This is a genomic window from Burkholderia sp. AcTa6-5, assembly GCF_017815075.1.
GTDB classification, from domain to species: domain Bacteria; phylum Pseudomonadota; class Gammaproteobacteria; order Burkholderiales; family Burkholderiaceae; genus Burkholderia; species Burkholderia sola.
Window position 1 is genome coordinate 167,649 of sequence record NZ_JAGIQE010000013.1, and the last position, 22,303, is coordinate 189,951.

15 protein-coding genes are annotated in these 22,303 nt (G+C 67.2%); 11 read left to right on the forward strand and 4 right to left on the reverse strand.

From position 1 onward, the window contains the following. Window positions 1–59 precede the first annotated feature (59 nt). The 4 genes from J8I33_RS19140 (at window position 60) to J8I33_RS19155 (ending at window position 4,453) form a co-directional block, all read left to right on the forward strand. A complete protein-coding gene (locus J8I33_RS19140; protein WP_209924478.1) occupies window positions 60–995 on the forward strand; it encodes a fatty acid desaturase in 936 nt (311 codons plus the stop codon). A 29-nt stretch (window positions 996–1,024) separates the two neighbouring features. Then, window positions 1,025–1,876 carry a ferritin-like domain-containing protein gene (locus J8I33_RS19145; protein WP_124592788.1) on the forward strand — a complete coding sequence of 284 codons (852 nt, stop codon included), beginning with the start codon at window positions 1,025–1,027 and terminating at the stop codon, window positions 1,874–1,876. A gap of 620 nt (window positions 1,877–2,496) precedes the next feature. Continuing rightward, window positions 2,497–3,486 (forward strand): LysR substrate-binding domain-containing protein, encoded by a 990-nt coding sequence (locus J8I33_RS19150; RefSeq protein ID WP_209924219.1) that lies wholly within the window; start codon window positions 2,497–2,499, stop codon window positions 3,484–3,486. 142 nt (window positions 3,487–3,628) lie between these two features. Then, a complete protein-coding gene (locus J8I33_RS19155) occupies window positions 3,629–4,453 on the forward strand; it encodes an alpha/beta fold hydrolase (RefSeq protein ID WP_124637466.1) in 825 nt (274 codons plus the stop codon). A 65-nt stretch (window positions 4,454–4,518) separates the two neighbouring features. Here the strand turns inward: J8I33_RS19155 and proP are convergent, their stop codons facing one another. Together proP and J8I33_RS19165 are read right to left on the reverse strand one after the other, a co-directional pair. Then, the gene (proP, locus tag J8I33_RS19160) at window positions 4,519–5,988 is read right to left on the reverse strand and encodes a glycine betaine/L-proline transporter ProP (protein ID WP_209938674.1); all 1,470 of its coding nucleotides are present in this window, start codon (window positions 5,986–5,988) and stop codon (window positions 4,519–4,521) included. Between the two features lie 277 nt (window positions 5,989–6,265). Continuing rightward, window positions 6,266–7,294 (reverse strand): DNA topoisomerase IB, encoded by a 1,029-nt coding sequence (locus J8I33_RS19165; protein WP_124555082.1) that lies wholly within the window; start codon window positions 7,292–7,294, stop codon window positions 6,266–6,268. Window positions 7,295–7,664: 370 nt separating this feature from the next. Between J8I33_RS19165 and J8I33_RS19170 the strand changes: the two genes are divergently transcribed. The 5 genes from J8I33_RS19170 to J8I33_RS19190 are packed head-to-tail and all read left to right on the forward strand — an operon-like array spanning window position 7,665 to window position 12,648. Further along, window positions 7,665–8,627: an ABC transporter substrate-binding protein gene (locus tag J8I33_RS19170; RefSeq protein ID WP_124555081.1), complete on the forward strand. Its 963-nt coding sequence runs from the start codon at window positions 7,665–7,667 to the stop codon at window positions 8,625–8,627. A 60-nt stretch (window positions 8,628–8,687) separates the two neighbouring features. Then, window positions 8,688–10,202: a sugar ABC transporter ATP-binding protein gene (locus tag J8I33_RS19175; RefSeq protein WP_069619852.1), complete on the forward strand. Its 1,515-nt coding sequence runs from the start codon at window positions 8,688–8,690 to the stop codon at window positions 10,200–10,202. Beyond that, the gene (locus J8I33_RS19180; RefSeq protein WP_050013545.1) at window positions 10,199–11,242 is read left to right on the forward strand and encodes an ABC transporter permease; all 1,044 of its coding nucleotides are present in this window, start codon (window positions 10,199–10,201) and stop codon (window positions 11,240–11,242) included. Before J8I33_RS19175 ends, J8I33_RS19180 begins: the two co-directional genes overlap by 4 nt. Next, entirely contained in the window at window positions 11,239–12,327 is a 1,089-nt protein-coding gene (yjfF, locus tag J8I33_RS19185; RefSeq protein WP_050013544.1) for a galactofuranose ABC transporter, permease protein YjfF, read from the forward strand. Before J8I33_RS19180 ends, yjfF begins: the two co-directional genes overlap by 4 nt. A gap of 15 nt (window positions 12,328–12,342) precedes the next feature. Next, a complete protein-coding gene (locus J8I33_RS19190) occupies window positions 12,343–12,648 on the forward strand; it encodes a hypothetical protein (protein ID WP_235356196.1) in 306 nt (101 codons plus the stop codon). A gap of 34 nt (window positions 12,649–12,682) precedes the next feature. Here the strand turns inward: J8I33_RS19190 and J8I33_RS19195 are convergent, their stop codons facing one another. Further along, entirely contained in the window at window positions 12,683–15,037 is a 2,355-nt protein-coding gene (locus J8I33_RS19195; RefSeq protein ID WP_209938678.1) for a sensor histidine kinase, read from the reverse strand. Continuing rightward, window positions 15,030–15,863, reverse strand: coding sequence for a response regulator (locus tag J8I33_RS19200; protein WP_124592616.1), 834 nt, complete (start codon window positions 15,861–15,863; stop codon window positions 15,030–15,032). The genes J8I33_RS19195 and J8I33_RS19200 overlap by 8 nt, the downstream gene beginning before the upstream one ends. 1,470 nt (window positions 15,864–17,333) lie before the next feature. Between J8I33_RS19200 and J8I33_RS19205 the strand changes: the two genes are divergently transcribed. Together J8I33_RS19205 and J8I33_RS19210 are read left to right on the forward strand one after the other, a co-directional pair. Further along, on the forward strand, window positions 17,334–21,194 hold the full coding sequence (locus J8I33_RS19205; protein ID WP_209938680.1) for a YadA-like family protein: 3,861 nt from the start codon (window positions 17,334–17,336) through the stop codon (window positions 21,192–21,194). Between the two features lie 131 nt (window positions 21,195–21,325). Continuing rightward, the gene (locus J8I33_RS19210) at window positions 21,326–21,988 is read left to right on the forward strand and encodes an OmpA family protein (RefSeq protein ID WP_209938682.1); all 663 of its coding nucleotides are present in this window, start codon (window positions 21,326–21,328) and stop codon (window positions 21,986–21,988) included. Window positions 21,989–22,303 lie beyond the last annotated feature (315 nt).

Genomic DNA, 22,303 nt, shown 5'->3' on the forward strand with positions numbered 1-22,303 from the left:
AGGAGAGCGTCTTGTCCGTCACCTCATCGCTGGTCGCCCGCACGAAATCGGTTGCAGACATGAAGAGCCGCCCGAGCGGCGTGGTCTTCTCGCTGAAGCTGGCGGTGTACGTCGCGCTCATCGCGCACGGGATGATGTTCGCGCTGTCGGCGCTCGTGATCCTGAAGATCTTCGGCATCCTGCTGATCGGTGCGATGTATGCGCACGGCGTCGAACTGCAGCACCAGGCGCTGCATTACCAGGGGTTCCGCAGCAAGCGCCTGAACATGGTGTTCGGCGTGCTGCTCGGCATGCCGATGCTCGTGTCGTTCCACGCGTACCAAGACAGCCACCTGCGCCATCACCGGCTGCTCGGCACGCCGGAGAACAAGGAGTTCTTCGACTACGGCGACCAGTACGGCGCGCGCCCCGTCGTCAATGTCGGGCTGTGGGCGTGGCGGCTGTCGATGGCCGCGCACTATATCCAGTTCGCGAAGAGCGTTGCGAAGCTCGTCGTGCCGGGCGCGCGCTTCGGCGACAACGCGCTCGTGTCGCGTGCGATCCGCCGCGACTACCTGCTGATGGCGGCGGCGATCGCGCTGCTGGCCGCGCTGTCGTTCGCGCTGCACTCGTGGTGCGTCGTCTGGGTGTGGGTCGTGCCGCTCGTGTGCGTCGCGGCGCCCGTGCATGCGCTGGTCGAGATGCCCGAGCACTACCGCTGCGACCTGACGAGCACCGACCCGTTCCGCAACACGAGGACGATCGAGAGCAATGCGTTCATGACATGGTTCACGAACGGCAACAACTATCACGTCGAGCATCACATGATGCCGAACCTGCCGATCGAGCGCCTGCACGATCTGCATGGCGCGATCGCGCCGCGCATCCGCTATTACCACCGCACGTACCGGCAGTTCTACTACGCGTTGCTGCGCGGCCGGCTGACGCCTCGCTCGGTGGACGACGATCGGGACGATGCCGAAGCGGTTGCGCCGGCGTCCACGCAATCGGCATGACTACCGCTGCCGACTATCTTGGGACGACGATGCTCTATCCGGAACTGTTCAGATCGCTCGAAGCGGTTCGCTGGGACATGGAGAAGGACATTCCGTGGAACCGGTTCGATGCCGCGTTGCTCACCGACGAGCAGGCCGAGACGATCAGGATGAACGCGATCACCGAATGGTCGGCACTGCCCGCGACGGAAATGTTCCTGCGCGACAACCGGCACGACAGCGACTTCTCCGCGTTCATGAGCGTGTGGTTCTTCGAGGAGCAGAAGCATTCGCTCGTGCTGACGGAATACCTGCGCCGCTTCAGGCCGGAGCGGGTGCCAACCGAGGCGGAACTGCACGCGGTGCGTTTCGAGTTCGATCCGGCGCCGCCGCTCGAGACGCTGATGCTGCACTTCTGCGGCGAGATCCGCCTGAACCACTGGTACCGCTGCGCGGCCGATTGGCACACCGAGCCCGTCATCAAGCAGATTTACGAAACGATTTCGCGCGACGAAGCGCGTCATGGCGGCGCGTACCTGCGCTATATGAAGAAGGCGCTGAACGACCACGGCGACGTCGCGCGTGCCGCCTTCGCGAAGATCGGCGTGCTGATGGCGTCGGCGCGCCGCACCGAGAAGCCGCTGCACCCGACCAACCTGCACGTGAACCAGGCGCTGTTTCCGCGCGACACCGTGCAGTCGCGCCTGCCCGATCCGGAATGGCTCGAGCGCTGGCTCGACGAGCAGATCCGTTTCGACGGCGAGTGGGAGCAGAAGGTCGTCGAGCGGATCCTGCACAACCTGTCGATCCTGTTCGAGCGCACGTTCGCGAGCGCGCAGGAACTGAACCGCTATCGCCGCGAAGTGACCGCGCGGACGAATGGCGCGTTGGGCCGCCCGTAGCGGATCGATACAGGCAGCCCGCCGCGCGGTGCGGGCCGAAATCCGGCCGACATCCGAACGCCATGCGGCCGAACGGCGCTACCGGCAGGCGAATTAATCATTCCAGACATAATCGGCGCATCAGTTGCTTGAAATTGCATGGCAGCTTTGAAATTCATTCGTTTAGCATATTTATGTAAACACGGAATTCCGGATTTAGATGGCATTTTCGTGTATGTTACCAACCGGTTGTCTTTCGCAGTCCGGGAAAAATGAATTTAAAAGTTGGCTGATTGAAATTGAATTGTAGGAATCGGATGATGCATCTGATTGTGCGACGAGATCGACGTGATAGCGTCGAATTCTGGCGGCAATCCTCTGTTTTTGAAGGAGTTTATCGACTATTTGAAGTGCTGGATTCGTTCTCGTATTAATTTACAAAATCACTACCTGGATAATGTTAATGTAAGAATATCATTGCGATCAAAATCGATAGATAAATACAAGTGTCACGATTGAAAATAAGAATGATGTGCATCCATGATTCAATATAAAATCGTTTCCGAATCCAAATGGGAGAGACGATTCAGGGAGGCGAACGGCGACTTATCGGTCGATGGGTGCAACTTTGAGGCGGCGGTATGGCTAATGTGAGATTGGCAAAGCGATTGAGAAGTCTGCCTTCGCTGGATTTCCTGAGAGGCTTCGAATGCGCGGCGCGCCATTTGAGCTTCACGCGGGCGGGGCAGGAACTGAACGTCACGCAATCGGCCGTGAGTCGGCAGGTCAAGGCGCTCGAAGAGCAGCTCCGGATCGAGCTCTTTCATCGGCACATTCGTTCGTTGACGCTGACCGACAAGGGGCGCGAGCTGTACGACGCGATCTCGTTCGCGTTGTCCGACCTGGAATCGGTGGTCGGTAAGCTGTCGTCGAGTGTCGGCCAGCGCGCCATCTCGTTGTCGACCACCGTCTCGTTCGCCGCGCTGTGGCTGATTCCACGCCTCGGTTCGTTTCGCGCCAGCTATCCGGACATCGACGTGCGCGTGTCGGCCACGAGCGAAATCGAAGATCTCAAACGCAAACGTTTGCACCTGGCCGTGCGCTATGCAGGCCCGTATACGTCGACCGACGATACGGACGTGCTGTTTCGCGAGCGTGTCGTCGCGGTGTGCAGCCCGAGCCTGGTGGCGGCGGGCGACGCCGCGTCGATGAAGCCGGCCGACCTCGACAAGCACGTGCTGCTGCATCTCGACGACCCGCGCGGCGAATGGCCGTGGCACGGCTGGAGCCATTTGCTGAAGGCGCTCGGCGTGCCGCGGCTGCGGCCGGCCGGCGCGCTGCACTTCAGCCAGTACGATCAACTGGTCCAGGCCGCGGTCGACGGCCACGGTATCGCGATCGGCAGGCGGCCCCTCGTCGACGGGCTGTTGAAGCAGGGGCGGCTCGTCGAGCTGTTCCCGCACTGCACCGTTGCATCGGGCAGCTACGTGCTCGTGCAGAACCCCGATGCGTGCAACGAATTCGATATCGCGGTGCTGACCAACTGGTTGCTCGAACAAGCGTGTCATTCGCTCGAGGAGGAGCCGGGCATCGCCGGCAGCAACGTGCTGCCGATGTACCGCGTCGGATAGCGCGGCGAATACGTCGTGCGCGGCGTCATGCACGACGCCTGCAACCTGTGCGATGATGCGCCGCTTCGCGTTCGTCGCAGAACGCCGCCGACTGCGGCACCCGTTTCCGGGCCATCGCCGCGTCCTCACATCCGGAGACAGCATGCCCGCACACACTATTCATGGCAGTACCCTGCACTACCTCGATCACGGCGCCGGTTTTCCGGTGCTGCTCGGGCACAGCTATCTGTGGGACGCGACGATGTGGGCGCCGCAAATCGACGCACTGTCGCGCCGGTATCGCGTGATCGTGCCGGATCTGTGGGGGCATGGCGAATCGGGCGCACTGCCGGACGGCACGCACACGCTCGACGATCTCGCCGCGCACGCCAGCGCGCTGCTCGACGCGCTGGAGATCGAACAGTGCGCGATCGTCGGGCTCAGCGTCGGCGGCATGTGGGGCGCGCGGCTCGCGTTGCGCGAGCCGCAGCGCGTGCGCTCGCTCGTGATCATGGATGCGTCGCTCGAGGCCGAACCCGATGCGACGCGCGCCCGCTACTTCGGGATGCTCGACGCGATCGAGACAGCGGGCCGCATCGCGCCGCCGCTGCTCGACGCGATCGTGCCGCTGTTCTTCCGGCCGGACGTCAATCTCGACGACCCGGTGCCGACGGCGTTTCGCGATGCGCTCGCGAACCTGCCGGCCGACCGGCTGCGGCAATCGATCGCGCCGCTCGGCCGGCTGATTTTCGGCCGGCCCGACACACTCGCGACACTCGCCGACCTCGATGCCGCACGCACGCTGCTGATGTGCGGCGCGGGCGACATGGCGCGCCCGCCGTCGGAAACCGTGAAGATGGCGAGCGTGATCGGTTGCGCGCATGCGCTGGTGCCCGACGCCGGCCATATCTCGAACCTGGAAAATCCGGCGTTCGTCACGCGCACGCTGCTCGACTGGTTCGACGCGCAGTCACTGCCGTCGAACTGACGATCGCGCGAACGGCGACGCCCGCGCAAGCCGCGCGGCGTCGCATCGGCCCGCAGAGGCCCGCGTTACGCGCGCTCGCTGATCGCCGTGAACTTGCGGTCGCGCACCCGCGCTTCGTCGGCGCCGCCGTGCACGAGGCTCAACGCTTCCGCGCGGCTCGCGACGCACGGCCCGGAGCCCAGCAGCGGCTGGCGCGCGGTTTCGCGCAGCGCGAGCACCGACACGATGCCGATGAACGACGCGCCCATCAGGTAGTACGCGGGCATCATCAGGTCGCCGGTGCGATCGACCAGCCACGCGGTGACGAGCGGCGTCGTGCCGCCGAACAGCGACACCGACACGTTGAAACCGATCGCGAGCGCGCCGTAGCGGATCCGCGTCGGGAAAAGGGCAGGCAGCGCCGACGGCATCACGCCCGTGAACGTCGACAGCAGGATCCCGTAGATCAGCATCCCGCCGAAGATCGGCAGCATGCCGCCGGTGCGGATCAGCATCAGCGCCGGCACCGACAGCGCGAGCAGGCCCACGCAGCCGGCCATCATCACCGGCTTGCGGCCGATCTTGTCGGACAGGTGCCCGGCGTACAGCGTCATCGGCATCATCAGCACCATCACGAGCAGCACCATGAAGAGGCCGTGCGATTCGCGCACGTGCAGCGTCGCCGACAGGTAGCTCGGCAGGTACGACAGCGCCATGTAGTCGGTCACGTTGAAGATCAGCACGAGGCCGACGCATTGCAGCAGCGGCTTCCACTGTTCGACGAGCAGCGTCGCGAAGCGCTGCTTCGGCCGCGCGCGCTCGTCCGCTTCGCGTGCTTCGGCCTCCTTCTGGAAGGCCGGCGTTTCCTCGAGCTTGAGCCGCACGTAGAGGCCCACGAGGCCGAGCGGGCCGGCGATGAAGAACGGCACGCGCCAGCCCCATGACAGCAGCGCTTCCTGCGACAGCGTGGCCGTCAGCAGCGCGACCGTGGCCGCGCCGAGCGTATAGCCGATCAGCGTGCCGAACTCGAGGAAGCTGCCCATGAAGCCGCGACGCTTGTCGGTCGAGAACTCGGCGATGAAGGTCGCCGCGCCGCCGTATTCGCCGCCGGTCGAGAAGCCCTGCACGAGGCGCGCGACGAGCAGCAGGATCGGGGCCAGGATGCCGATCGACGCGTAGCTCGGGATCAGGCCGATCGCGAAGGTGCCGACGGCCATCATGATCATCGTCGCGGCGAGCACGCGCTGGCGGCCGATGCGGTCGCCGAGCGGCCCAAACACCATGCCGCCGAGCGGACGCACGAGGAACGCGGCCGCGAACGTGCCGAAGGTCGCGAGCAACTGCGCGGACGGGCTGCTCGACGGGAAGAACACCTTGCCGAGCGTGACGGCGATATAGCTGTAGACGCCGAAGTCGAACCATTCCATCGCATTGCCGAACGCTATCGCGCCGACCGCGCGCTTGAGGACGGCCGGGTCGACGATCGTGATGTCATCCAGCTTGATGGACTGGCGCGAAGACCGGGTTTTCGCGGGGCGCGCTTGCGATGAACTCAATGATCTCTCCTGGAATGGCCTTGGCGGCGCGGCCTGCGGGAATGCAGCGGGGGCGTGCGGGCCGACGGACAGCGACGGCGGATGTCTCGGGGATGCCTCGATGCCGGTGGCGTGACGCGCGCGGCGGACGACACCGGGCAGGTGTGTTGTGCGAACCAGTTTAGAGAAACGGGCGCGAGCGGCTATCGGTCATGCGCCCGGAACCCGGTGGTAAACGACACGCGGGGAAGCAGCGATGCCGATCGCGCCCCGGTGGGCGCAGGCGCGGCGTGGACGGTCATCTCGCCGGGCGCCGGCTCGCGGAGACCAGCAACGCGACGAACGCCGCTTCGTCCGCGCGCAGGCCGCGCGGCGTACGCCGGACCGCGAGCGCGGCGAGCGTGCCCGCCTCGAACGCGTCGAGTACAGCCGGATGGATGTAGCAGCGCCGGCACACGGCCGGCGTGTTGCGCAGCAGGTCGGCCACCGCGCGCACGGTCTCGACGATCTGCTTGCGCGCATGCGTGACGCCGCGATGCTCGATGCGCCGCAGCAATCCGAGCGCATGCACGCTGCCGGCCCAGGTCCGGTAATCCTTCGCGGTGAAATCGGCGCCGCCGGCCTCGCGCAGGTAGTCGTTCACGTCGGACGACCCGACCGGATGGCGTACGCCGTCGTCGTCCACATACTGGAACAGCTCGTGCCCGGGCAGCTCCGCGCAGCGCCGCACGATCCGCGCGACCCGCGCGTCGTCGACCGTCACGTCGTGCTCGATCCCGCTCTTGCCGGCGAAGCGCAGCCGCACCTGGCCGGGCTGGATCTTCAAATGGCGCTTGCGCAGCGTCGTCAGCCCGTACGAGCCGTTTTCGCGCGCATATTCCGCGTTGCCGATCCGCGCGAGCGTCGTATCGAGCAAGCGGACGATCGTCGCGACGACCTTGTCGCGCGGCATGCCCGGCAGCGCCAGATCGCGCGTGACGCGGGCGCGGATGCGCGGCAGCGCCCGCGCGAACGCGGCCATCCGCGCGTACTTGTTCGCATCGCGGGTTTCCCGCCATTGCGGGTGATAGCGGTACTGCTTGCGGCCGCGCGCGTCGCGGCCCGTCGCCTGCAAGTGGCCGAGCGGGTCGGCGCAGATCCACACGTCGGTGTACGCGGGCGGGATCGCGAGCGCGTCGATGCGGGCGATTTCCGCGGCATCGCGAATCCGCATGCCGTCCGGCCCGTAGTACGCGAAGCCGTTGCGCAGCCGGCGGCGCGTGTAGCCGGGCTGGCGGTCGTCGACATGGCGCAGCGCCGCGACGGCGCTCGAAGCGGGCCGCTTCATGTCGCGACGCGCCGGCCGGCGGCGGTGCGCGGCGACCCGCGCTCACGGGCAGCGATCATGCTTGTCTCCTTGGGTTCGCGTGAAGGGCGCTCGCCTGGCATGGGGTGCGAACAGCCATTGCGACGAAGCAAGAACCGTGCGCCGCCGCGCCCGGCCTCGCTCGCGTGGTTAGGTGTTTATACGCATGCCGATTCCGACATCGCCCCAATCCAATATTTCATTGGAAGGTTATCGGACTTGTTCCTAAACTGATGCGGGGTCTGTATACCGCGCCGGCACGACACGCCGGCCGGGGCAGCCCGATCCGCGCCAGCGCCACGCAGAAACACAACAGCGCCGCGGCACACAACGACATCATCGGAGACGGACCATGACATTCATCAGGAAGCTCGCGGCCGGCGCGATCGTCGCCGCGGCGACGGTGCTGGCAGGCGGCGCGCACGCGCAGCAAAAGCCGATCACGCTCGGGTTCTCGCAGGTCGGCGCGGAAAGCGCGTGGCGCACCGCGAACACCGTATCGGTGAAGGGCGCGGCGAAGGACGCCGGCATCAACCTGAAGTTTTCCGACGCACAGCAGAAACAGGAGAACCAGATTCGCGCGATCCGCTCGTTCATCGCGCAGAAGGTCGACGTGATCGCGTTCTCGCCGGTCGTCGAATCGGGCTGGGAGCCGGTGCTGACCGAAGCGAAGGCCGCGCATATCCCGGTGATCCTGACCGACCGCGGCGTCGACGTGAAGGACCCGTCGCTGTACGTGACGATGATCGGCTCCGACTTCCTCGAGGAAGGGCGGCGCGCCGGCCACTGGCTCGAAGAGCGCTACAAGAACGATGCGGGCCCGGTCAATATCGTCGAGCTGCAGGGCACGGTCGGCTCCGCGCCGGCCAACGACCGCCGCGCGGGCCTGCTCGAAGTGATCAAGAACAATCCGAAATTCAAGGTCATCGCATCGCAGAGTGGCGACTTCACGCTCGCCGGCGGCAAGCAGGTGATGGAAGCGTTCGCGAAGACCTACGGCAAGCAGATCAACGTCGTCTACGCGCACAACGACGACATGGCGCTCGGCGCGATCCAGGCGATGGAAGAGGCCGGCATCAAGCCCGGCAAGGACGTCAGCGTCGTGTCGTTCGACGCGACCAAGGGCGGCTTTCAGGCGATGGTCGCGGGCAAGATCAACGTCGACGTCGAATGCAGCCCGCTGCTCGGCCCGCAACTGATGACCGCGGTGAAGGACGTGGTCGCCGGCAAGCAGTTGCCCAAGCGCATCGTGACCAACGAGACGGTGTTCCCGATGAACGTCGCGGCGCAGGTGCTGCCGACCCGCAAGTACTGACCTGTCCGCCCGGGCGGCGGCCGCGCGGCCGCCGTCCGGCGACGCTTCGAGGGAGGATGCATGCAGAGTCCGCCGGTGGTCGAGATGATCGGCATCGACAAGTCGTTTCCGGGTGTCAGCGCGCTGCAGCGCGTGGACTTCCGGCTGTTTCCGGGCGAGATCCACGCGCTGATGGGCCAGAACGGCGCGGGCAAGTCGACGCTGATCAACGTGCTCACCGGCGTGCATGCGCACGATGCGGGCGAGATTCGCGTCGGCGGCGCGCCGGTGAATTTCGCCGCGCCGCGCGAGGCCGAGGCGGCCGGGATCCAGACGCTCTACCAGGAAGTGAACCTGTGCGCGAACCTGTCGGTCGCGGAGAACATCTTCGCGGGCCGGCAGCCGATGCGGCGCGGTGCGATCGACTGGAAGACGATCCACGCACGGGCGCGCGACGCGCTCGCCGAACTCGATCTCGCGCTCGACGTCACGCGTTCGCTCGATTCGTATCCGATCGCGGTGCAGCAGATGGTCGCGATCGCGCGGGCGGTGTCGGTCGACGCGCGCGTGCTGATTCTCGACGAACCGACGTCGAGCCTCGACGACGGCGAGGTCGCGCGGCTGTTCGACGTGCTGCGCCGGCTGAAGGCGTCGGGTATCGCGATCCTGTTCGTCACGCATTTTCTCGAGCAGACCTATGCGGTGTCCGACCGGATCACCGTAATGCGCAACGGCGAGCGCGAAGGCGAGTACCTCGCGCGCGACCTGCCGGTCGACGTGCTGGTCGCGAAGATGACCGGCCGCGAGCGCATGTCCGACACGTTGCAGGCCGGCGCCGCCGCGGTCGAGCGTACCGCCGCGGCCGATGCGCCGTTCCTGTCGATGCAGCAGGTCGGCCGGCGCGGGATGATGAGCGCGCTCGATCTCGACGTGCGCCCCGGCGAGATCGTCGGGCTGGCCGGACTGCTCGGCTCGGGCCGCACCGAAACCGCGCAACTGGCGTTCGCCGCCGCGCGCCCCGATACCGGCGCGATCGAGATCGACGGCGCGCGCAAGCGGCTCGCGTCGCCGCACGACGCGGTGCGCAACGGGATCGCGTACTGCCCGGAGGATCGCAAGAAGGAGGGTATCGTCGCCGCACTGTCGATCCGCGAGAACATCGTGCTCGCGCTGCAGGCGCGGCGCGGCTGGTGGCGGCTGATCGGTCGGGCGCGCCAGCGCGAGATTGCCGACACGTATATCGCGCGGCTCGGCATCAAGGCGCGCGACGCGGAACAGCCGATCGGGCTGCTGTCGGGCGGCAACCAGCAGAAGGTGCTGCTCGCGCGCTGGCTCGCGACGGACCCGAAGCTGCTGATTCTCGACGAGCCGACGCGCGGCATCGACGTCGCCGCGAAGTTCGACATCATGGAGCGCGTGCTCGCGCTGTGCGCGCAGGGGCTCGCGATCCTGTTCATCTCGTCGGAGATCGGCGAGGTCGTGCGCGTGAGCCACCGGATCGCGGTGCTGCGCGACCGCCGCAAGGTCGCGGAGCTGAGCGGCGCCGATGCGTCCGAGGAACAGGTTTACCGGTTGATCGCAGGAGGCCAGTCATGACGTGGCTACGCACACTGTTTCGTCATTCGCTCGCGTGGCCGGTGCTGACGCTCGTGCTGCTGTTCGCGCTGGACGTCGCGCATCGTCCCGGTTTCCTGTCGATCGCGCTGCTCGACGGCCATCTGTTCGGCGCGCCGATCGACATCCTGAATCGCGCGGCGCCGCTCGTGATCGTGTCGCTCGGCATGACGCTCGTGATCGCGACGCGGGGGATCGACATCTCGGTCGGCGCGATCGTCGCGATCGCCGGCGCGGCGGCCGCGACCGTGCTGGAGGCGGACCCGTCGCAAGTCGGCACGGCGCTGGTCGCCGCGCTCGGCGTCGGGCTGCTGGCCGGCGCGTGGAACGGGCTGCTCGTCGCCTTCGTCGGGATGCAGCCGATCATCGCGACGCTGATCCTGATGGTGGCCGGGCGCGGCATCGCGCAACTGCTGACGGGCGGCCAGATCATCCCGATCGGCGCGCCCGGCTACCTCGCACTCGGCGGCGGCTATCTCGCGACCGTGCCGTGCGCGGTGTGGATCGCGCTGGCGACGATCGGCGCGATCGCGCTGCTGGTGAACCGCACGGCGCTCGGGCTGTTCATTCGCGCGATCGGCGTGAATCCGGTCGCGACGCGGCTCGTCGGGCTGCGCTCGGGTGCGATCGTGTTTGGCGTGTATCTGTGCTCGGGCGTGATGTCCGCGCTCGCGGGCATCCTCGCGAGCTCGAACGTGCGCAGCGCCGACGGCAACAACGCGGGGCTGCTGCTCGAACTCGACGCGATCCTCGCGGTCACGCTCGGTGGCACGTCGCTGCTCGGCGGCCGCTTCAGCCTCGCGGGCTCGGTGCTCGGCGCGCTGATCATCCAGACGCTCACCTACACGACCTATTCGATCGGCGTGCCGCCGGAGGCGACGCTCGTCGTCAAGGCGGTCGTCGTGATCGTCGTGACGCTGATCCAGTCGGACGCGGCGCGCGCGCTGCTCGTGCGGCATGCGTCGCGGCTGCTGCCTTCCGCGCGATCGCGCGCCACCACCACCGGAGCGACGCCGCGATGACCCGTTTCCTTGGCCGCCTCGCCGATCCGCGCACGCTGCCGATCGTCGTGACGATCGTGCTGTTCGCCGCGCTGTTCGGCTTCGGGTCCGTGATGTACACGGGCTTTTTCTCGATGCAGGTGCTCACAGGGCTGCTCGTCGACAACGCGTTCCTGCTGATCGTCGCGATCGGGATGACGTTCGTGATCGTGTCGGGCGGCATCGACCTGTCGGTCGGCTCGGTCGTTGCGCTGACAACGATCTTCTGCGCGGTCGGCGCCGAACGGCTGCACTGGCCCGTGTGGGTGATCGTGCCGCTGGTGCTCGCGTTCGGCGCGCTGTACGGCGCGGCGATGGGCGCGCTGATCCACTACTTCAAGCTGCAGCCGTTCATCGTCACGCTCGCCGGGATGTTTCTCGCGCGCGGCGCGTGCTTCCTGATCACGACGCAGTCGATCACGATCAATGCGCCGGCGTTCCATGCGATCGCGGGCATCAGCGTGCCGCTCGGCAGCGGCATGCTGAGCGCCGGTGCGCTGATCGCGCTCGCGACGCTCGCCGTCGCGATCTACGTCGCGCATTTCACGCGCTTCGGCCGCAACGTGTATGCGGTCGGCGGCAACGAACGCTCGGCGCTGCTGATGGGCTTGCCGGTCGCGCGCACGAAGGTCGGCGTCTATGCGCTGAGCGGCTTCTGTTCGGCGCTCGGCGGCGTGGTGTTCACGCTCTACGTGCTGTCGGGCTACGGGCTGCAGGCGCAGGGGATGGAGCTCGACGCGATCGCCGCGACCGTGATCGGCGGCACGCTGCTGACGGGCGGCGTGGGCTACGTGATCGGCTCGGTGTTCGGCGTCGGCATCCTCGGCACGATCCAGGTGCTGATCACGTTCGACGGCACGCTGAGTTCGTGGTGGACGCGGATCGTGATCGGCGCGCTGCTGTGCGTGTTCTGCGTGCTGCAGCGGGTCATCGAGCGGCACGCGACGCGGCGCCGCACCGGCGGCACGGGGCTCGGCGCGCGGCGGCCGACGCAGGCTGCCGCGCCCGCGCGGCCGGCGCCGCCCAAGGAGGACATCGGGCTGGTATCGACGATGCGGCGATCGTAGTGCGACCGACTACCCTTGCGCGAGGAGAACACGATGAAGCGCGATGATCTGACGACGGGCATGGCCGATGCGCTGGCCGTCGAGCATGGCCGTCGGCCGCTGCTCGACCTGGGCGACGCGCGCGACTGCCGGATCGTGGCCGACGCGCTGCGGGTGCTGCTGCGCGAGCGCTCGGAAGCGCTGGCGTTCGCGATGCGCGTGGCGGACGAGCATGGCCGCCCGCGTCCGGATGCCGGCGAATTCGGCTTGACCGACATCATTCGGCTGGCCCGCGTGGTCGAGCGGGCCGATCGGCGGCGCGCGGGAATCGCGGTGGAGTGACGCGCGCGGCCGCATGCCGCCTGCGTCCGCGCCGTCACGCCGGCCCGGTCGTGTCCGCCTCGGTGTCGAACGACGTATCCGCGACGCGCGTGCGTTTCAGCGAGCCGGCCAGTCTTTCGATCGCCGGCAAGTCCAGCGCATCGAGGTGCGCGCGCACTTCCTGCGCGAACGGCGCATGGTCCGGCTCGTCCGCATACTGGCCGAGCCATTCCTCGATATCGGTCAGCCGGCCCTCGCCGGCGAGCGCGATCAGCTCGGCGAGCGCGTCGGCGGGCGGGCAGCGCATCGCGGGCGCGGCGCTGGCCGGTTCCGCTTCGACGGCGGGATCGAACCGCTTGACGAGCCCCGACGCCGGCGCGAGCGCATGGCCGAGGGCCGGCGCGACGACCGCGAACGAGAACGTCGTGCCGACGCCCGGCTGGCTCGCGACGGCCAGCTCGCCGCCCATCGCGGCGACGATGCGCTGCGCGATGAACAGGCCGAGCCCGGTGCCGCCGTTCACCGCCTGCACCTGCTGGTACGCGCGGAAGATGTCATCGGTCGCGCCGATGTCGATGCCGATGCCCGTATCGGCGACCTCGAACAGCAGGCGCCATGCATCGCCTTCGCGCGACGCGTGTACCGACAGCGCAACCGTGCCGTCGCGCGTGAATTTCGATGCGTTCGACAGCAGGTTCAGCAATACCTGTTGCAGGCGAATGCCGTCGATCCGCACCGTGCGCGGCAGCGCCGTGACCGGCCGATAGACGAACCGGTTGTGCTGCTGCTCGCACAGCGCGGCCGCGTAGTGGCCGATGTCGTCCAGCAGCCCGGGCAGGTCGGTGCGATCGGGCACGACGCCGAGCGGCTGGAGTTCGGCCTTCGTGAACGCGAGCAATTCGTCGATCAACGCGAGCTGATAGCGGATGCTGCGGTCGATCGACCGGATCAGCCGCGCCTGGCCGCGCGTCGCGCCTTGCAGCAGCAGCTTCGCGTAGCCGTTGATCGTCGACAGCGGCGCGCGCAGGTCGTGGCTGACATAGCCGAGCGTCTCGATCTTCTGCTGCATGTGCGTCTTCGATTGCTGCAACGCTTCGTTGAGCGCCACCGTGCGCCGCGCGACCTCGTCGCGCAGCCGGTCCTGCTCGGTGAGCTGCCAGTGTTCGAGCCGCTTGCGTGCCTCGGTGCGCTGCCGGCCCACGTGGTGGATCCACGCGGCCAGCACCAGCAGGTGCGTCGCCAGCCCGATGATCGCGATGACGGGGTTCGGAAAGACGTCGGAGTGGATCCATGACAGCACGGACGGCAACGCATCGCGGCCGTCGAGTATGCGGATCAGCATGTTGAAGGTCGCGATCGCGATCGCGATCAGCATCACGCGGCCCGTCGGGGTGCGGCGGATCGCGAGCGTCAGCGCGACGCCGATGTCGAGCACCGACATCGCGGCGTTCAGCCACAGGCAGAACCGGGTGAAGGTCAGCAGATCGCCGACGGCGACGCCGGCCATGCCGATGCATTCGAGGACGAGGCACGTGACGAACAAGCCGCGCACCGGCAGCCGGGCCTTCTCGTCGTGCGCGACCTTCAGGATGAAGACGATGAACAGCGCGACCGCCAGGTACGCGAAGATCACCTCGCCGCGCGCGGACCATTCGTGCACGCCCGGCCACGGAATCAGTGCCGTATAGCCGCGGTACGTCGCCTCGAACAGCGTCGTGCACAGGCCGATCCCCGCCAGCACGTAAAACACGGCGTTGCGCGAGAAGAACCCGATCAACAGCGCGCACCAGACGAGCGCCAGCAGTCCGCCGAGGAAGCCGAAGTTCCACATGGCCGCGCGGACTTCCTGCGCATCCCATGCCAAGCGGGTGAACGCGAACGGCGCGAGCCGCATTTCCTTGCGTGACGTGACGCGGATCAGCACCGGCACGCTTTCGCCCGCCTGCAGCGTGACGTCCAGGGCCGGATAGCGGGACAGCAGCCGGCTCGCGTCGGTGTCGCCGTTGCGGGCGGTGGCAGGGAAACGGCTGGCGGCGATCCACTGGCCGTTGCGGCCGACAAAGAAGTCGGCGCGGTCGACGCGTGCGTCGCGAATCGCGAGCACCAGCGGGTGCGCCGTGGTGTCGCGATTGACGAGCGTCGCGCCGACCCACCATGCCGATCGGGAGAACGTGACGTTGAACGACGGCCGGAGCGCGGCGGACGTGCCGCGTGCGGAATCGGCGAGCCGTGCAGCCACCGCGTCGGCGGACAGCGTCGCGCCGGTGTCTTCGAATACCGACACGGCTTCGAGTTGAGCGGGATTCGGCGCCATCGCGGCACGGGCCGTCGCGCACGTGACGGCCAGCGCCGCCAGAAGCAGAAGCAACGCGCGACATCCGGCCGTCCATGCCGCGGGGTGCCTACGCATCGCCGTGGCGCCCCCCCGGTGCGGCCGGCGTGTCGACCGCATGGCGCTGGCGCCGCCAGTCGGACGGCGTGATGCCGAAGCGTTCGCGGAATGCCGTCGCGAAATTGCCGGGCGTGGAGAAGCCGATTTCCTCGGCGATGTCGCCGATTCCCATCGACGTTTCCGACAGGAAGTGCATCGCGGCGCGTAGCCGCGTGTCGCGCAGGTACTCGAATACGGTCTGGCCGAGATGGTCGCGGAACACGCGCGACAGCCGCTTTTCGTGCGTGCCGACCTGCTTCGCGAGATCCTCGAGGGCCGGCGGATGGCGCAGGTCGCGCAGCAGCACGTCGCTCGCCGCGCGCACGAGCGTCGCGTCGGGGTTGTCAGGTAATTCGGGCAGGTGCGCGAACGGCTGGCTGCGCCGCACGCGCTTCAGGTGATTGCGGATGCGCGCGATGACTTCCGCCGGTTCAAAGGGCTTGACGATGTAGTCGATCGCGCCCGTTTCGAGCCCCGCGATCCGATCCTCGAGATCGCCCGCGGCCGTCAGGATGATCACCGGAATGGACTGCGTCGACGGCGTCGACGCCAGCAGCCGGCTCGCGGCGAAACCGTCCATGCGCGGCATGCGCACGTCCATCAGGATCAGGTCGGGCGCGATGGCCTGCGCACGGTGATAGGCCTGCAGCCCGTCGAATGCAACGCTGATCCGGCACTGCGCGGTGCGCAGGATTTCGGTCAGGAGCCGCAGGTCGTTCGGGCGGTCGTCGACGATCAGGATATGGGCGCCAGCGAGATCCGGCGTGGTGCGTGGCGACGCCGAACTGGACAAGCGGGATGACATGGTTGCGAACGCGTTGGAAGGGAGTGGCCTGTCAAATCGGGGCATCGCAATCTGGACGATTGTTGCGAAAAATTATATGTCGACAGCAGCGTCGATTGTGAGGATTCCGTGCGGCGCGTGGGGGCTTGTCGCGTGGGCGTCGCGGCTGCGCGGCCGGGCTGTCCACTCTTCGGGAAAATGGGCCGGAAAAATATGCCGAATTCATTTTGGAATTCAGGTCTTTATTTCCGGTTAAATGACGCCGGTAATGGAAATGGCCCGTATTCTGGATTTATGCTGACGGTGTCGAAATTCGATGGTGATCGTGTAAATCGAATTCGATGATGCCTTGTCGGTCGATTAAATTATGGTGGAATCCTGGCCGACACCCCTCTTTATGGGAAATCGAATTTCCTGCAAATATGTATGAATGTAAATGCCGTCCGCTCCGGAAAAGTATTTTTCCGCTACGGAAAAGGTTTGTTTGGACGAATGTCGGCACACTAGCCCCAGAGCGGCTGGAATCGGTTCTTCGAATGTTTCAGGCTGCCGCAAAAATTACTGTCGCCGTCGCTTTATGGGTGGTCGATATTCAATGTCAATGATGAAATTCCCGGATGGTGAGAGGTCGGTAACAAAAGAATAACGGGCACGAGGGTAATGCAATCGTCATAATTCGCGGATTTTTTCGGTATACAAGATGAGTCGCGGAGTGGCGAGATGGGTCTGGGTGTGAGGCATCGGGCGACAAGAAATCGTCAAGCAAATTCGATCGATTAATTCGGTGCCGGGGTCGTTCGGTGAGTGGCCGGTTTTTTCCGGAAATCCGGAAAAGCCGGCGGCCCGCCGGACGGAAAAGGGGTGAGTGACTTCGCGCGGGCTGCCGGGCAGTGTGATGGATCCCGGAGACCGCGCACGGTGCTCTATCGAATCAGGCGGATACGAAAAATATGAACATGACAAGCATGGCAGGTCAGGGCGTCGGGTCGATCGATCCGGTGCCGGCCGTCAGCGTCAGCGATCCGGCGGCGCATGCTTCAGATCCGGGGACAGCATGGCGCCTTTCGCCGCCTGAATGAAAGATGACGGGCCGCCCGCGGTGCGGGCCGGCGTCCGTTCGTCCAGCGTCCGAGCGACGCTTTTCCAATGAGACTCGAAGTCGCCCCTCGGTGGGTGCGACGGTGTGCGCGCGTGCGGATTCGCGACGCGTCGTGCGCCGTGTCGCCGCCGGGCAGGCGATGTCGACTTCCGTGAATCGATAACCGGATTTTCGCCGTCGCGCATCGTGCCGAACGGGCATGCGCGGCGATCTGTCGTGCACTCGCGATGTAGGGCGAGCGTGTCGGGCAACGTTGTTCGTGGTTTTGATTAGTTATGCGAAGTGAGAGGCGAGACGTCGCGAGACAGGCAAAAGCGCAGAGGGTCCGCGCTGCGCCTGACGCCGCGTTCGCTGTTGCGTCATCCAGCACATGAGAACCGAGGGAATACAAGATGAACAAGTCGTTCAAGTCGATCTGGAACGAAGCATTGGGGGCCTGGGTTGCGGCTTCGGAACTTGATCACGCGCGCGGCAAGCGTGTCGCGTCGTCGCTCGACGCGTCGGCGCATGCCGCGAGCGCGGGCGGTTCGACGCATGCGAGTATGCCTACGCCGCGACGGCTCGCCATGCTGATGGCGTCCGCGTATCTCGCGTTGTTCCATGTGGGCGCCCATGCGCAGTACGCGCCGGATGGCGGTACCGCGAACGGCGGCGTGACATCGATCTCGATCGGCGTCGGTTCGACTGCCGCGCAGCAGAATTCCACCGCCCTGGGCAACCTGTCGACGGCGCAAGGCGTGTCGGCCACGGCGCTGGGCCCGGGCGCGCATGCGATGGCGGATGCTTCGACGGCCGTCGGCATCAACGCGCAGGCGACCGGCGTCAACAGTTCGGCGCTCGGCGTGCAGGCGATCGGTTCCGGTGACTACTCGGTCGCCATCGGCAACCTGTCGAGCGCGACTCAAAGCGGCACGGTCGCGATGGGCAGCGGCGCGGCGGCGACCGGTGTGTCCGCCATCGGGTTGGGCAACAACGCGCTGGCGTCCGGTCAGTACGCGGCGGCGGTGGGGCTCGGTGCCAGTGCGGCGGGTGCGCAGAGCGTCTCGCTCGGCTATGCGTCGCATGCCACGAACACGGGCTCCGTCGCGCTCGGCAACCAGTCGACCAGTACGGGCGCGGCAGGCGTGGCCGTTGGCAGCGGGGCGCTGACGACCGGTAATTCCGGCGTCGCGATGGGCGTCAACAGCGGCGCGAAGGGCACCTCGTCGATCGCGATCGGCTGGGGCGGCACCGCCGGTGTGCCCGGCTCGGGCACGCAGTCGCTCGGCACGAGTTCGATCGCAATGGGCTCGAACACGTCGGCCGGCGCGGACAATGCGCTGGCATTCGGCCTGAACGCCAACGCGTCCGGCGTCAGTTCGATCGCGATGGGCGTGCAGTCGACCGCGACGCAGCAGTTCGCGACCGCGCTCGGCAATCTGTCGCTGGCGACCGGCGTTTCGTCCAGCGCGCTGGGCCCCGGCGCGACGGCGTCGGCCACGAATGCGACGGCGGTCGGCATCAACAGCGTCGCGGCGGCCGGGTCGACCGTCGCGATCGGCGATTCGAACTCGGTCGCCGCCACCGCGGGGGCGGGCTCGATCGCTGGCGGCAACAACTCGAAGGTGCTGGGCGGCATCGGTGCCGTCGCGCTCGGCCTGGGCCAGACGGTGAGCGGCAACGGCGCGGTCGCGATCGGCGATCCGAGCAGCGCGATCGGCACCGGCGCGGTCACGATGGGCTCGAACAACACCGCGAACGGTGACGGCGCGGTGGCGATCGGCAATACGAACAACGCGCAGGGCACGGGTTCGCTCGCGCTCGGCAATACGTCGACGGCAGCGGCGGCGGGGGCGGTCGCGTTCGGTGCGTCGGCCGTGGCCAACAACGCAAACGATGTCGCGCTCGGCTCGGGATCGACGACGGCCGCGCCGAACCCGACGGCCAGCGCGGTCATCGGCGGCGTCACGTACACCTTCAACGGCGTCAACCCGACCAGCGTCGTCAGCGTCGGCAAACCGGGCAGCGAGCGCCAGATCACCAACGTCGCGGCCGGGCGGATCAGTTCGGCGAGCACGGACGCGATCAACGGCTCGCAGCTTGCCGCGACGAACACGGCGCTCGATTCGCTGTCGACGTCGACGGCGTCGAGCATCACGTCGTTGTCCACGTCCACGTCGACCGGCATCAGTTCGCTGTCCACCGGCCTGAGCTCGACCAACAGCACGATCACGTCGCTGTCCACGTCGACGTCGACCGTCGTCGGCTCGCTGTCGACCGGCCTGAGTTCGACCAATAGCACGATCACGTCGCTGTCGACGTCGACGTCGACCGTCGTCGGCTCGCTGTCCACCGGCTTGAGCTCGACCAACAGCACGATCACGTCGCTGTCCACGTCGACCTCGACTGTCGTCGGCTCGCTGTCCACCGGCTTGAGCTCGACCAACAGCAACCTGACTTCGCTGTCCACCGCCACGTCGACCGGCATCGGTTCGCTGTCGACCAGCCTGAGCTCGATCACGAACAACAACACGAACCTCGGCAACAGCACGGCCGGCGCGATCGGCGGCGGCGCCACCTACGATCCGGCCACCGGCACCATCTCCGCGCCGTCGTACGTGACGTACAACAGCGACGGCTCCACCACGATCAACAACAACGTCGGCTCGGCGATCGACAACATCAACGCGAACGGCATCAAGTACTTCCACGCGAACTCCACCGCGCCGGACAGCCAGGCGCGCGGCCTGGACAGTGTCGCGATCGGCCCGAGCGCGATCTCGCGCGTGGACGGCAGCATCGCGCTCGGCTCCGGTTCGGTGGCCGACCGCGCGACGGCGCCCGCCTCCGGCATCATCCGCAACGGCAGTGCGTCGATCCCGTTCGACACGACCGACCAGACGCTGCTCGGCGCGGTATCGGTCGGCGATGCGACGAACCGGACGTACCGCCAGATCACCAACGTCGCCGACGGCACCGGCCAGCAGGACGCGGTGACGGTGCGTCAGCTGACCGGCGCGCTGCAGTCGTTCGCGGTCACGGGCCAGAAATATTTCCACGCGAATTCGACGGCCGGCGATTCGCTCGCCGTCGGCGCGGAATCGGTCGCGGTCGGGCCGACGACGGTCGTCAACGGCGACAACGGCGTGGGCATCGGCAACGGCGCGATCGTCGACCAGACTGCGCCGGGCGGCATCGCGATCGGGCAGGCGGCGAGTGCCGCGCAGGCCGATGCGATCGCGCTGGGCAGCGGTGCGACGGCGACCGGCGCGCAGTCGGTCGCACAAGGCGCCAACGCGGTGGCGGTCAGCGTGGGCAGCGTCGCGCTCGGCTCGGGGGCGCGCGGCAGCGCGACCGATGCGCTTGCGCTCGGCGCAGGGGCCTCGGCGACGTTCGCGAACAGCGTCGCGCTCGGCGCCGGTTCGCTGACCACCGTCGGCGCGCTGACGAACTACGTCGCGTACGGGCTGAGCAGCCCGCAGTCGTCGGCCGGCGAAGTGAACGTCGGCAACCGGCAGATCACCGGGCTGGCCGCCGGCAAGAACGGCACGGACGCGGTGAACGTGTCGCAGCTCGATTCGGTCGCGAACCAGCTGACGACGTTGATCGACCAGCGCACGACCAACCTCGGCGGGCAGTACACGACGAACCCGCCCGGCGGCAACGTGCCGCCGGGGGCGAGCGGTTCGAATTCGTCGGCGGGCGGATCGGGGGCGGTCGCGTCGGGCTCGAACAGCACGGCGGTCGGCAACAGCTCGACGGCGTCCGGCAACGGCTCGACCGCGATCGGCGTGGGCGCGACCGCAGCGGGCAACAACTCGACCGCGATCGGCGCGGGCAGCAACGACGGCGGCCGCTCGAACGTGGTCGCGGTCGGCTCGGCGGATTCGGCGCGGCAGGTCGTGAACGTCGCGGCCGGCACGCAGGGCACCGACGCGGTGAACGTGAACCAGCTGAATGCGGTATCGAACCAGTTCACGCAGTCCCTGAACACGGTCAACAACCAGCTCACGCAGATGCAGCAGCAGATCCAGCAGACCGATTCGATGGCCCGCGAGGGGATCGCCGCGACCGCCGCGATGGCGTCGATCCCGCACATGGACCGCGATTCGAACTTCGCGATGGGGGTCGGCACGGCGACGTTCCAGGGGCAGAAGGCGATGGCGGTCGGCGTGCAGGCGCGCGTCACGGAGAACCTGAAGGCGACGCTGAACGGCGGTTTCGCCGGCAGCCAGCGCGTGGTCGGCGCGGGCGTGCTGTATCAGTGGAAGTGATCGCGCGCAGCGGTTCGTTCCGGCACGCGTTGCCGGATCGGGCCGCGCCGAACGCAAACGCAAATGCATGCGCGTGCGGTCGCGTCATCGCGCCGCGCACGCTGCGCCCATCGCATTCTCGGAGTAATCAAGTGAAAAACATCCATCTTGCCCTGCTGACGTCCGTCGTTGCCCTCGCGGGTTGTTCGAGTGCGTCGGGGCCGACGTACAACGCGTACGAACTGCAGTCGCGAAGCGGCATCCGGACGTTCCAGGTCGACTGTCACGGCATCCTGTCGACCGCGAAGACCTGCATGAAGGTCGCGACGCGCATGTGCGGCAACGAGCCCGTGCGTCTGGTCGACACCACCACGCCGTACCGCGACGGCGCCGATCCGCATTCGATCGTGTTCCAGTGCGGTGCGGCGCCCGCGCCGGCCGCCGCGGTCGTTGCGCCGGCGCCCGTGTCGGCCGAGAAGGTGAGCCTGACCGGCGATGCGTATTTCGCGACCGACTCGGCCGTGCTGACGCCCGCGGCCACCGCCGCGCTCGACACGCTGCTGAACCGGCAGGGCGACCGGCATTTCTCGCGCGTGGAAGTGGACGGCTATACCGACGCGACCGGTTCGGACGCGCACAACCAGGCGCTGTCGAAGCGCCGGGCGGATGCGGTCGCGGGGTATCTGCGCGAGCACGGGCTGAAAGCGGATGCGTTCGCCGCAACCGGTCACGGCGAAGCCAATCCGGCGGCGTCGAACGATACCGCGGAGGGGCGCGCGCGCAATCGTCGCGTGGAGATTTCGCTGCGGAAGTGAGAGGTTGTCAGCGAATGGCTGCGGGCGTGGCCGTCGAAACCGGACGGCTCGCTTGCGGCAGGCGACGTCCGGAGACGCAGGCGGGTGAGTCCCGACGCTCTCCAGTTCAGCGACACGTGTTTTCCCCATGGGAAATGAGTGGTATGAACAGCTCGCGGCTCCCCGACAAACTGGCCGAGCCGCTGAATGACCGACCCAGGCCGCTGTTCGCCTGTCGAGCCCATACGTTTGATCCGCCGCAAGCGCGCACCCATCGCGGCTCGCATGTTCGCAATGGACGAGTACACTGAGGATGCCGTAGAAACAGGAGAATGC

Excerpts from the sequence above, each read along its gene's own strand:
- yjfF (WP_050013544.1), top strand. The coding sequence starts at position 11,239 with ATGACCCGTTTCCTTGGCCGCCTCGCCGATCCGCGCACGCTGCCGATC.
- J8I33_RS19150 (WP_209924219.1), top strand. The coding sequence starts at position 2,497 with ATGGCTAATGTGAGATTGGCAAAGCGATTGAGAAGTCTGCCTTCGCTG.
- J8I33_RS19145 (WP_124592788.1), top strand. The coding sequence starts at position 1,025 with ATGCTCTATCCGGAACTGTTCAGATCGCTCGAAGCGGTTCGCTGGGAC.
- J8I33_RS19175 (WP_069619852.1), top strand. The coding sequence starts at position 8,688 with ATGCAGAGTCCGCCGGTGGTCGAGATGATCGGCATCGACAAGTCGTTT.
- J8I33_RS19205 (WP_209938680.1), top strand. The coding sequence starts at position 17,334 with ATGAACAAGTCGTTCAAGTCGATCTGGAACGAAGCATTGGGGGCCTGG.
- J8I33_RS19195 (WP_209938678.1), bottom strand. The coding sequence starts at position 15,037 with ATGCGTAGGCACCCCGCGGCATGGACGGCCGGATGTCGCGCGTTGCTT.
- J8I33_RS19170 (WP_124555081.1), top strand. The coding sequence starts at position 7,665 with ATGACATTCATCAGGAAGCTCGCGGCCGGCGCGATCGTCGCCGCGGCG.
- J8I33_RS19140 (WP_209924478.1), top strand. The coding sequence starts at position 60 with ATGAAGAGCCGCCCGAGCGGCGTGGTCTTCTCGCTGAAGCTGGCGGTG.
- J8I33_RS19165 (WP_124555082.1), bottom strand. The coding sequence starts at position 7,294 with ATGAAGCGGCCCGCTTCGAGCGCCGTCGCGGCGCTGCGCCATGTCGAC.
- J8I33_RS19200 (WP_124592616.1), bottom strand. The coding sequence starts at position 15,863 with ATGTCATCCCGCTTGTCCAGTTCGGCGTCGCCACGCACCACGCCGGAT.
- J8I33_RS19180 (WP_050013545.1), top strand. The coding sequence starts at position 10,199 with ATGACGTGGCTACGCACACTGTTTCGTCATTCGCTCGCGTGGCCGGTG.
- J8I33_RS19155 (WP_124637466.1), top strand. The coding sequence starts at position 3,629 with ATGCCCGCACACACTATTCATGGCAGTACCCTGCACTACCTCGATCAC.